The organism is Rheinheimera sp. SA_1 (assembly GCF_001669775.1).
GTDB lineage: Bacteria > Pseudomonadota > Gammaproteobacteria > Enterobacterales > Alteromonadaceae > Pararheinheimera.
Genome location: NZ_LXWK01000015.1, coordinates 116,550 through 128,264, shown reverse-complemented (window position 1 = coordinate 128,264; position 11,715 = coordinate 116,550). Strand labels below are relative to the sequence as shown.

Genomic DNA, 11,715 nt, shown 5'->3' with positions numbered 1-11,715 from the left:
TTTTTAGATTTCAGGAAATTCCGATGAGCCAAGCCACTGAGCACTCACTAAATCCAAAGCTGCCAACACTGATGCGGGCGATTGATGTCATCAATCCAGGCCCAAACAGCGAGCTTCACTTCGTAGAGATCCCTCTACCAACACCGTCGGCACAACAAGTGTTGGTGAAAGTGGCTGCTGCTGGTGTGAATCGCGCCGATTTAGCGCAGCGCGCTGGTGTGTATCCGCCACCGCCAGGCGAAAGCCCGATCCTTGGGTTGGAAGTCGCTGGCACCATCGTTGCTGTTGGCAGCGATGCCGACAGCAGCTTCGTTGGCAAAAAAGTGTTTGGTCTGGTGCCTGGTGGCGGTTATGCCGAATATGCCGTGCTGCATCAGGACCATTTGTTATTTCAAAGCGAAGTGCAAGGTGATGTTGAAGCAGCTGCAACCGCCGAAGTATTTCTGACCGCTTTTCAGGCGATGCTGCAAATTGGTGGTTTACAGCCTGGTGGCGCGGTACTTTTGCACGCCGGCGCCAGCGGGGTTGGTACCGCTGGTATTCAGCTGGCAAAACAGCTTGGTGCTGTGGTGGCGGTTACTGTTGGCACTGATGCGAAAGCGCAGGATTGTTTGGCTCTAGGTGCGGATATTTGCATCAATTATAAAACGCAGGATTTTGTCAGCGAATTACAAAAATTTCGGCCACAAGGGTTTAACGTCATCGTTGATCCGGTGGCAGCTGACTATATCACCAAAGATTTACAGTTGCTGGCGCTGGATGGTCGGATTGTGGTGCTGGCGATGATGGGCGGGCGCACGGTGCCGCCGTTGGATTTGGCACTGATGTTTAAAAAACGCGGCCAGTTGATTTGTTCGACTTTGCGTAATCGCTCGGATGAATACAAAGCCCAGTTATGCCGTGATTTTATCAGCCAGTTTGGGCAGGCACTGGCGCAAGGGCTGATCAAACCGGTATTGGCGCAGGTGTTTGACTGGCAAGACGCCGCCGATGCACATCGATTGATGGCCAGAAACGCGGTCACTGGCAAGTTGGTGTTAACTATCCAGACTGGGCGCTAACCAGGCCTATCATGCTGTTGCTGGCAATGGCAGCTGATCCTGCTCCGTGAATAAACTGCGGGCAAAGTGATAAATATGACTTTGATTGGCCGCTTTAAAACTGACACCTTGCTGGCTGACTTCACACCACCAGGCGGATAAATCTGCCGGTTGCGTGCTGGCTAATGCCTTAGCGCTGAATAAACCAATACATAAACCGGTGGCCGGATCGCGGGCTGATGGATATTCAAAAGCTTCGATACCGCTACTGCGCATCGCTTTGCCAAGTTGCTGCGTTGCCTGATAGTGACTGCGGTCGGTAATAATAGCGACAACCTGGTCAAAAGGGGCATGTTGTAACTGAATGCCCTGTTGAGTTTGGTAAGCTACCGAAAACAGGCTATGCGCGGTTTGAATTTGCGCTTTGGGCGCAATGCCGGTCATCGAATCCCAAAACACCAATCTATAATATGCAGCTTCGGCCAGTGTGACATCCAGCGAACCGCCACCATAAAAAATGCCAGGTTCATGCACCTGGCCAAAACGCGAACCCCATTTTAGTGGTGGGTAGCGAAACGGCGTTTTGAGTAAATAATGCAAATGTTGGCAGTGCGCCGGATAATTAGGCTTGGTATCGTCCAGTAATGTTTCCAGCAACGCCTGTTCTTCCAGGGTATCGACATACCCTAAAGTGGCAATTTGTTCCTGACTTTCAACCAATCGTAACAGTACGCCCTGCACCGGTTTGATTTGCTGTTCGCCCTGGCATTGTTGCCACAGGCTCACACTTTGCCCCGGATCGCATCCAGAAACTGTACAACGGTCATTAAACCGGAAATGGACTGAATTTGTTTGGCCGGAATATCGCCGGTGATTTGATTTGGGCTATGCATAAAGTGGCGGATCCAGCTTTCGTCACCGCCGGTGACGGCATACAAAGCCCTGGCCAGACGAACCAGCAGCAGCGCCAGTTCACCTTGTTTAGAGGTTGGGGCAAGCGATAATTGTTGTTTTAACCGGCTGATAGCGGTGCGGTGAACACCCAGCACTGCCGCCAGTTCGGTCTGGGTTAAGCCCAGTTGCTGACTGGCATTCAGCACCGCTTTGGCGAGCACTAAATCGGCAGTAGGTTTGGCGAGTGCAATGGCTGACATAACGGACCTCCTGATGCATTTGCACAAATTATGCAGCATATGTGCAGTATGCACAAGATTAGGCGGAAGGCCTGTCTTGTTTTACCTGATCGGCCACAGTGGTAGTTTTCGCTGTCGCTGCAACTTCGGCAGCATCAGCGACCGGATGATTTGAATCAGGCTGATCTGCGATTGAAGAATTGGTTCCAATAACATCTGCTGCAGGCTCCGACTCAAACTGCATTTCATGCTGCATACCTTGTCCTGGCTCGGTTATGGCGTCTGCCGGCTCTGCCATCAGTTGTTGTTGTGCCGTTGCTAAATCAACCCTCGGATCCAAAGCTGCCGCCAGCGGCGATGACACTAAATCGCCCGAAGCCATCACATAGTCTTTCGGCTGCGCTTTGTCCTGTTGTTTTTGCTGATAGTTCACTTGGGTCAGTCGCACAAACAACAACGCCGCCACCAACGCCATAAAGGCATACAGCATCCGGCTGCCACCAAATTGCATAAATGCAGAAGCAATCAAAGGCCCGGTACTAGCGCCTAAACCAAAGGTCAACAGAATGGTAGCCGACAGGGCAACCCGTTCATCTTGTTCAATATGTTGATTGGCCATAGCGGTCGCCAGTGGATACAAGGTAAAAGCCAGGATGCCAAAGCAAAAAGTAAACACCAGCTGCAAAGGCCCGGACAATGGCAAAATTGCCATTGCTAAGACTAATAAGCCCAACAATACAGTATTGGTGCGAATAAGCCTCGAACGGCGCACCCGGTCGGATAATTTCCCCATCGGCCACTGCGCCAATAAACCTGCCACGACAGTGACCGCCATATATGCAGCAACTTGTTCAGTATTCATGCCCTGACTGGCGGCAAAAGCCGGTGCCAGACCATAAAACGAACCGACAATCATGCCAGCCAGTGCGATGGTGGTGAGTGATTGTGGTACTTTTTGCCAGAACACTTTAATTTTCAGCGGCGCCGGGCGCATCGGATGCGGGTGAATTCGGCGGGTCAACGCCAGCGGAACTATACAAAGTGCAAAACACATCGCGACTAAAATCAGCGGTTTAATCGTCAGTTCCGGGTTTAAACTCATCGCCCCCTGGCCAAGCACTAAACCGAGGTAAGAAACTATCATATAACTGGCAAACACCGTGCCGCGGTTTTTGCTGTCGGCTTGTTCATTCAGCCAGCTTTCCAGCACCATGTATTGGCACATCATACAAATACCCACCATCAGCCGCAGCACCAGCCAGACGTTGAGATCGTCAATCAGGGCATGACCCAGCGCAGACGCCGTGACAATACCAGCGGTCGCGACAAAAGCCCGGATGTGGCCAACCCGCGCTATGAGCTTGTGGCCAATTTTTGAACCCGCCACCAAACCCAGATAATAGGCTGACATCATGCCGCCAATCCAGATTTTGGACACGTCAATAGCGGCCAGGCGCAAGCCCAGATAAGTGGTGAGTAAACCTGCCGCCAATACCATTAGTAAGGTGGCTAAATACAATGAAGAAAATGAGCGGATAGTGGCAGACATCTGCTGTCCTTAAGCCTGTCGGGAACTTGTTATTCTATCAAAACAATATTTAAGGAACTGAGTTTAAAGCAATAAAATCAATAATAACGGCTAAAAATAGGACGCTTATGGGTAAGCGCCCTGATTTGTGGCTCCGGCTTACTTCACCTGCATGCCAGGTGTTGCGCCATCATCCGGCGTCAGCAGGAATATATCTGCGCCACCAGGGCCTGCAGCCATCACCATGCCTTCGGACATACCAAAGCGCATTTTGCGTGGCGCCAGATTGGCGACCATGACCGTTAAACGGCCGACTAAATCGGCAGGTTCATAAGCAGATTTAATCCCGGCAAATACCTGGCGGGTTTCAAAACCCAGGTCAAGCTGCAGTTTCACCAGCTTATCGGCACCTTCAACGTGCTCAGCGCTGACAATCCGCGCCACCCGTAAGTCGAGTTTAGCGAAATCATCAAAATTGATGGTTGGTGCCAGTGGTTCAAAGCCAGTTGCCGTGCTGTCTGTGGCCACGACCGCAGATTTGCTGTCTGTTTTCGCTGCCGTCTTAGCGGCCACTTTCACCGGCTCAGCACTGGCCTGCAGGTTATCTTTCGAGGCATCGACCATCGCCTGCACTTTGACCGGGTCAACCCGCTGCATCAATGGTTTAAAGACGTTGATGCGATGCGCAGTCAGCACTGTTTGGTAATTGTCCCAGCGTAATTCACTGTTTAAAAAGGCTTCAACTTCGGTCGCCATCGCTGGTAACACTGGTTTTAAATAATGCATCAGTACGCGGAACAGATGAATACCCATCGAACACACCTGATGGGTTTCAACTTGTTTGGTTTCATCTTTGGCCAGCACCCACGGCGCTTTGGCGTCGATATATTGGTTAGCTTTGTCGGCCAGCGCCATAATGTCGCGAATAGCGCGGGCAAATTCCCGTTGTTCAAACGAAGCTGCGATGTTTTCACCTTGCGCTACAAATTCGGCCAACAGTTCAGGCTCTGCAATATCCGCAGATAAAGTGCTGTCGAATTTTTTGCTGATAAAGCTGGCGCAACGACTGGCGATATTGACCACTTTACCGACTAAATCGGCATTCACTTTTTGTGAAAAGTCGTCGAGGTTTAAATCGAGATCAACAATGCCTGAGGTTAATTTCGAGGCGAAGTAATAACGCAGATACTCCGGATTTAAGTTATCCAAATAAGTGCGTGCCTTGATAAAAGTGCCGCGGGATTTCGACATTTTCGCGCCATTGACCGTGACAAAACCATGGGCAAATACGCTGCTTGGTTTGCGATAACCGGCACCGTCCAGCATCGCAGGCCAGAACAAGCTGTGGAAATAGATAATGTCTTTACCGATAAAGTGATACACCTCGGCGTCAGAATCGAGTTTCCAGAAGTCGTCGAAGTTGATCCCGGTTTTATCACAGAGGTTTTTAAAGCTCGCCAGATAGCCAATAGGCGCATCGAGCCAAACGTAGAAAAATTTACCCGGCGCGCCTGGAATTTCAAAACCGAAATATGGCGCATCGCGGCTGATATCCCACTGCTGCAAACCTTCTTTAAACCATTCCTGCAGTTTGTTCGCCATTTCGCTTTGCAGTGAACCGCCACGGGTCCAGTCCTGCAACATTTGCTCAAAGGCTGGTAAATCAAAGAAATAATGTTCGGAATCTTTCAAAACCGGTGTGGCGCCAGACACCACAGAGCGTGGGTTTTTCAGTTCAGTCGGGCTGTAAGTGGCGCCGCAAGAATCACAGCTGTCACCGTTTTGATCCACAGCACCACATTTCGGGCAATCGCCTTTGACAAAGCGGTCCGGCAGGAACATTTGTTTTTCCGGGTCAAACAGCTGGCTGATGGTTTTACGTTTGATATAACCACCGGCATCGAGTTTTTGATAAATCTCGCTGGCAAAAGCGCGGTTTTCATCGCTGTGCGTGCTGTGGTAATTATCAAAGGCAATCAGAAATTCTTTAAAATCAGCCTGATGTTCAACGGATGTTTGGGCAATCATTTGCTCTGGCGTTAAACCGAGCTGCTGCGCTTTGAGCATAATTGGCGTGCCATGCGCGTCATCAGCACAAACGTAATAACACTGATGACCGCGACTTTTCTGAAAACGTGACCAGATGTCGGTCTGAATATATTCCAGTAAATGGCCTAAATGGATAGGACCGTTGGCATAAGGAAGGGCGCTGGTGATCAAAATTTTACGTTGGGTCATCAAAAATGGCTCTGCATGCATAAATAACTGAAAAGAGATAACAACATGATACAATAACGGCCGTTAAAGCGCACCCCACAGAAGGTGCTGATGGTGTTTTTCTCTGTTGTGTTTTGCAGTGTAAGCACCTGAATTATGAGTCCCTGATTTTTGACCCTGCGGAGTTAAACAGATGTTTGGTTGGTGGAAAAATAAAACAAAAACCGCAACGATCACCGACGCACAGCTAGCAGTGATCCAGAATTTTCAGACCGATGAACTGCCGGTTGCACTGGGTGAGTTGTTGCTGGACCTGAAACTGGAGCAAAAAACAGCAGGCGATATCTTAAAACTGCAACTGCCGTTTGCTGCCCAATCAATAGCCCCCTTATTACTGCAGCAATTAAAAGAAGTCGGTTTTCACGGCCAACTTGAACTGAGTTCACTGAATCAACTGCCGGCGACCATCGGCAACATCAAACAAATTATTCTGATTGCTTCTGGCAAAGGCGGGGTTGGTAAATCGACCACGGCGGTCAACCTGGCGGTCAGTCTGGCGCAAGAAGGCGCCAGAACCGGTTTACTTGATGCCGATATTTATGGCCCCTCGATTCCGACCATGCTCGGACTTTATGGCGCTAAAGCCACTTCGCCCGATGACAAACATTTATTACCGCAGCATAAATATGGCATTTTTATGCAGTCGATTGGATTTTTAGTTGATCCGGAGGCGGCCTCGGTCTGGCGCGGTCCGATGGCTAGTCAGGCGTTATTACAACTGATTAATGAAACCCAATGGCCGGAGCTCGATTATCTGGTGGTCGACATGCCGCCTGGTACCGGTGATATTCAGCTGACGCTGGCACAAAAGTTACCTGTCGCTGGTGCCATTGTGGTCACAACACCGCAGGATGTGGCACTGGCTGATGCCAAAAAAGGCATCAGTATGTTTAATCAGGTGAATATTCCATTGCTCGGCCTGGTTGAAAACATGAGTTATTACCAGTGCAGCAGCTGTGGCCACATCGATGATATTTTTGGCAGCAATGGTGGTGTTGAACTGGCGCAACGCTATCAGGTACCGGTGCTGGGGCAGTTACCCTTGCTGAAAGCCATTCGTGAACACAGTGACAACGGCCGTCCTATTGCTTTAGACGAAAATGAACAATGTACTGATATTTATCGGAAAATAGCCAGACAAGTGATCTTCGCATTATACTGGCGCGGTAAAAAAATCAGTGAACAACAACCCCAAATTATCATGACGGACGATTAACATGAGACTGTGTGACCGCGATATCGAACGGTACCTGAGTGAAGGTAAAATCTGCATCGAGCCGATGCCAGAACAAGACATGATCAGCGGTGTCAGTGTGGATATCCGCCTTGGCCATAAATTCAGAAGTTTTACCGCTTATGCTGCGCCTTTTATTGATTTAAGCGGGCCACGCGAAGAAGTGCAGGCGGCGCTCGATTCAGTGATGAGTGATGAGTTGGTCCTCAACGACGACGAGGCATATTATCTGCACCCGGGCGAACTGGCTTTAGCCATTACGCTGGAATCGGTTACTTTGCCGGCTGATATTGTTGGTTGGCTGGATGGGCGTTCAAGTTTGGCGCGACTGGGGCTGATGGTGCATGTGACTGCGCACCGCATCGATCCGGGCTGGTCTGGCAATATCGTGCTGGAATTTTATAACAGTGGTCGGTTACCGCTGGCGCTGCGGCCGGGGATGAAAATTGGTGCGCTGAATTTCGAATTGATGACAGGCGCAGCCGACCGGCCTTACAACAAAAGAACCGATGCCAAATATCAGCAACAAACCGGTGCTGTGGCCAGTCGTATTGGGCAAGACGATCAGTCCTGAATAGTTTGACTGACCTCAGGTTTTTTAAGGCTATCAGTCCAGGCGCATAAAAAACCATGCTCCATAAATCATAGCGCCAGAAATGAAAAAGCCCATGCAAAACGCATGGGCCGAAGCAATAAAGCAAAAATGAAGCAGGGCGATTATGCGATAAATCTGCGAACTCATGCAAGTTGATTTTGTTGTTTATTGTGTTTTTTTGCATAACTACCCGATTTAACACTGCAGCTGTTGCTTCACATTGTTGCAGTTTCCACCTCAAAGTAGCGGAAGCGCCTGACATGTCATTACAGAATATCGCCCGACTTTTACTGTTAGCCGCCATCTGGGGCGCCTCGTTTTTATTTATCCGGATTGCAGTGCCTGTGCTTGGCCCGGCGTTTTTAATGAATGGCCGGGTGTTGTTTGCGGCATTATTTTTACTGCTGGCAGCGCTGCTGCTGAAAAAACGGTTATTGCTGGCGGAGCATTGGCAGCATTATCTGAAGCTTGGGTTTATCAATTCTGCCTTGCCGTTTTTGCTGTTCGCGTATGCCGCTGGTGTATTAACAGCGTCATTATTGTCGGTATTGAATGCCACGGCGCCGATTTGGGGCGCCGTCATTGGCATTATGTTTTATCGGCAGCCACTTTCGGCCAAAGTGTTATTCGGCTTGACGCTGGGCGTCAGTGGGGTGGCCGTGCTGGTTGGTTTTGACCCGGTGTTGTTACAACCCGGAGCACTGTGGGCTGTTGCGGCAGCGGCCAGCGCTGCCTGTTGTTATGGCATCGCCACTCATTACACCCGTCGCGCCAAAGCAGTGGAACCTTTTGCCAATGCCCACGGTAGTATGTGGGGCGCATTGTGTTGTTTATTGCCAGCAACTGTATTGTTTCCGGTACAACAAAGCATTACCCCAGGTGTTGCAGCTGCTGTATTAGCATTGGGTGTGGTTTGCACCGGTGTCGCTTATTTGTTGTACTTTAAATTGGTGCAGGAAGTGGGGGCGACTTCGACTTTAACGGTCACTTTTCTCATTCCGGTATTCGGCGTGTTATGGGGCTGGTTGTTCTTAAACGAACAGGTTGGCTGGCACACTTTAGCCGGTTCGCTGACCGTGTTAACCGGTACCGCGCTGGTCACCGGATTTAATCCTGGCAGCCTGTGGCAGCGGCGCCAGAAGCCCGTGCAAAGTACGTCTGACAGCTGATTATAGCCACTAGCAGTATTCAGAAATGGTTCAGACTGCACCGCGTATAAACGAAGGTATCACTGGCAATTTCGGACCAGTTCTATACCCAAAATCATTGAAGATCCGGGTATATTTTCAACCCATGTGTGATGACTGCTAAGGCAGTGAGGAGTGTTGTCCATGAACGGTGTCGGTTTTTCCCTATCCATGCTTAGCTTAGGTTTAGCCCTGGCGCTCACCGGAACCACAGTTTCGGCACAAACGACGCCTGACACCGGCACACCTATTCAGGCCAATGCTGCCGCAGTCACTTTTAGCCAGGCTGAACTTGACCAGATGCTGGCGCCAATCGCCCTCTATCCAGACACAGTGTTGTCGCACATCTTAATTGCCGCCACTTATCCGCTGGAAATTGTCAAAGCCACCCGCTGGCTCAGCGCGCAATCGGCAATGACTTCAGAACAAGCCCTAAAAGCTGCAGAAAACGAGCCCTGGGATCCAAGTGTGCGTGCCTTGGTCGCCTTTCCGCCGCTGCTGACCAAAATGAACAATGAGCTGGAATGGACGCAAAAACTCGGTGATGCCTTTCTTATTCAGGAAGCACAGCTGATGTCGACGGTGCAGGCGCTGCGTGAACGCGCTTATGCCGCAGGCCATTTAAAAGATCAGGAACACATTACCGTACAGCGTCAGGAAAAAGTGATAGTGATTGAGCCGCGGACACCGGAAGTGGTGTATGTACCAGTTTATGACACGCGTGTCGTGTACGGTGACTGGATGTGGCGCGAATATCCACCCATTCACTGGCCATATCCGGATTATTATTCAGGTGGTTCTTACGTCTATTGGGGCGTAGGCGCCCGGGTGTCGTCAGCGTTTTATTTCTCGACTTTTTACTGGCCACAACGGCAGATTGTGGTGATTAACCATCATCATCGTCCGAATTATTACTATCGTCCCCGTGACATTGTGCACCACGAAGAACGTCGTCATTGGCGCCACAATCCTAAACACCGCCATGGAGTGGTGTACCATCAAAGTTATCAGCCAACCCGCGAAATGCGTGGCCAGGGTTACCAACAAGCTGATGTTGGTGAAAGACGACGTTGGGCGGCAGATCAGCGTCAGCGTAATAATATCAGCGTGCCGGAAGATCGCCGGGTTCGTGAACAATACCCCGAGCAACAACGGGCGGCAGTGATCACGAATGAGCGCTCGGGCACCGACATCGATCGTGATCGGTTACGTCAGCATCGCGATGCTAGTCCGGATCGCAATGGTCAACGCACCCGTGAACAGGATGTCATCAATGACCTACAGGCAGACAGTCCGGCTGTCGAGCGCCAAATCAATGTAGATGCCGGTCGCCATCAGGGCAACAGCCGTGAAGTGCGCGGTCGTCTTGATCAAACGCAACCTATTCACAGCAATCAACCGACACGTGAGCGTTCGGTCTACAGTACGCCAGAGCAAGTGGAATCTGTTGAGCGACCAGCCATCGACACGGCTGAGCCAATCAGACGTGAACGTCCGGTGCTTGAAACTCCAAGGGTTGAACGGCAGGAACGGCCTGTCTACGAGATGCCAAAACCTATAGAACGGCAAGAACGACCAGTTTACGAAGCACCAGAGCGTCCGGTATTTGAAACGCCAAGGCCGATTGAGCGGCAGGAACGTCCGGTCTATGAAGCGCCAAGGCCGATTGAACGGCAAGAGCCGGTGTATGAAGCACCAAGGCCAATTGAGCGGCAAGAGCCGGTGTATGAAGCGCCAAGGACTATTGAACGGCAAGAGCCGGTGTATGAAGCGCCAAGACCAATTGAGCGGCAAGAGCCGGTGTATGAAGCGCCAAGGCCTATTGAACGGTCACAACCAGCCTATCAGGCGTCACGCCAGTTTGATCGGTCACAGCGTCAGGAAATGCCCCGTCATGAAGGCGGACGGCAAGAGCGGCAACGCACCGTCGAAAGTCGCCGTTCAATCGAATAACCAAACTGTAAAAAATGCTGTACTTGATAAAAACCACTGCGCTTTGCAGTGGTTTTTTGCATTTAAAGCCGTGTATGCTGCTGGCTTTGCACCTGCTCACTGGAGTTTAAATGAAACTATTCGGTTCGATGTCTTCACCCTTTGTCCGTCGTTTAAGATTGTTGCTCGTCAGCCAGCCGTATGAATTTATCAGTCTGAATATTTTTGAAACGGCCGGTCGGGAAACGCTAGTGCAGTTAAATCCAACGCGTAAAGTGCCGATGTTGCAGGACGGCGAACTGGTGATTTTTGATTCCGGCGTGATCTTCCGCTATTTATGCCAAAAGTTGCAGCTGCCAGCGCTGAGCTGGGCCGATGAAAACCGGCTGACAATGATTAATGCGGTGAACGATTCGCTGGTAGAAATTTTACTTTGCCAGCGCAGCGGCTTTGATACGCATAGCGATAAACTGTTTTTTAATCTGCAACATGAGCGGGTGGTTGGTACATTACAAGTGCTGGAGCAACAGGCTGCAGCGGGGCAATTTGATGATTGGGACTATCTGGCGATGAGTTTGTATTGTTTGCTGGACTGGGCCGAATTCCGGCAGTTAACCGATTTGAAACCCTATCCGGCATTACAACAATTCGTGCAGGCGGCGCAAGATCGGCCTGGCGTTGTCCAGACCGATCCGAGATTAGCCGGATAGTCAGTGAAAAAACTAGAGCGTGTTGACCTTTGGTGGATAGTTTTGCAGTAGTTTGGCTGGTTTTTATGCAAGGCATCGC

10 protein-coding genes are annotated in these 11,715 nt (G+C 50.4%); 6 read left to right on the top strand and 4 right to left on the bottom strand.

Annotation, left to right across the window (positions count from 1 at the left end; genetic code table 11):
• Window positions 1-23 precede the first annotated feature (23 nt).
• Window positions 24-1,061, top strand: a complete 1,038-nt coding sequence (locus A5320_RS07875; protein WP_082971629.1) for an NAD(P)H-quinone oxidoreductase — start codon at window positions 24-26, stop codon at window positions 1,059-1,061.
• Window positions 1,062-1,070: 9 nt separating this feature from the next.
• Here the strand turns inward: A5320_RS07875 and A5320_RS07870 are convergent, their stop codons facing one another.
• The 4 genes from A5320_RS07870 to metG all read right to left on the bottom strand — a co-directional run bounded on the left by A5320_RS07870 (window position 1,071) and on the right by metG (window position 5,939).
• Window positions 1,071-1,826, bottom strand: coding sequence for an RES family NAD+ phosphorylase (locus A5320_RS07870; protein WP_068063294.1), 756 nt, complete (start codon window positions 1,824-1,826; stop codon window positions 1,071-1,073).
• Window positions 1,823-2,194 carry an MbcA/ParS/Xre antitoxin family protein gene (locus tag A5320_RS07865; protein WP_068063292.1) on the bottom strand — a complete coding sequence of 124 codons (372 nt, stop codon included), beginning with the start codon at window positions 2,192-2,194 and terminating at the stop codon, window positions 1,823-1,825. Before A5320_RS07865 ends, A5320_RS07870 begins: the two co-directional genes overlap by 4 nt.
• 58 nt (window positions 2,195-2,252) lie before the next feature.
• The gene (locus A5320_RS07860; protein ID WP_082971628.1) at window positions 2,253-3,722 is read right to left on the bottom strand and encodes an MFS transporter; all 1,470 of its coding nucleotides are present in this window, start codon (window positions 3,720-3,722) and stop codon (window positions 2,253-2,255) included.
• Between the two features lie 138 nt (window positions 3,723-3,860).
• The gene (gene metG, locus A5320_RS07855; protein ID WP_068063291.1) at window positions 3,861-5,939 is read right to left on the bottom strand and encodes a methionine--tRNA ligase; all 2,079 of its coding nucleotides are present in this window, start codon (window positions 5,937-5,939) and stop codon (window positions 3,861-3,863) included.
• A gap of 172 nt (window positions 5,940-6,111) precedes the next feature.
• On the opposite strand from metG, the gene apbC reads away from it, so the two are divergent.
• The 5 genes from apbC to A5320_RS07830 all read left to right on the top strand — a co-directional run bounded on the left by apbC (window position 6,112) and on the right by A5320_RS07830 (window position 11,636).
• Window positions 6,112-7,194 (top strand): iron-sulfur cluster carrier protein ApbC, encoded by a 1,083-nt coding sequence (gene apbC / locus A5320_RS07850; RefSeq protein ID WP_068063289.1) that lies wholly within the window; start codon window positions 6,112-6,114, stop codon window positions 7,192-7,194.
• A gap of 1 nt (window position 7,195) precedes the next feature.
• Window positions 7,196-7,786 (top strand): dCTP deaminase, encoded by a 591-nt coding sequence (gene dcd, locus A5320_RS07845; RefSeq protein ID WP_068063287.1) that lies wholly within the window; start codon window positions 7,196-7,198, stop codon window positions 7,784-7,786.
• A gap of 281 nt (window positions 7,787-8,067) precedes the next feature.
• On the top strand, window positions 8,068-8,976 hold the full coding sequence (locus A5320_RS07840; RefSeq protein ID WP_068063285.1) for a DMT family transporter: 909 nt from the start codon (window positions 8,068-8,070) through the stop codon (window positions 8,974-8,976).
• A 162-nt stretch (window positions 8,977-9,138) separates the two neighbouring features.
• The gene (locus A5320_RS07835) at window positions 9,139-10,947 is read left to right on the top strand and encodes a DUF3300 domain-containing protein (RefSeq protein ID WP_068063283.1); all 1,809 of its coding nucleotides are present in this window, start codon (window positions 9,139-9,141) and stop codon (window positions 10,945-10,947) included.
• A 110-nt stretch (window positions 10,948-11,057) separates the two neighbouring features.
• Window positions 11,058-11,636 (top strand): glutathione S-transferase family protein, encoded by a 579-nt coding sequence (locus A5320_RS07830; protein WP_068063282.1) that lies wholly within the window; start codon window positions 11,058-11,060, stop codon window positions 11,634-11,636.
• Window positions 11,637-11,715: the final 79 nt, after the last annotated feature.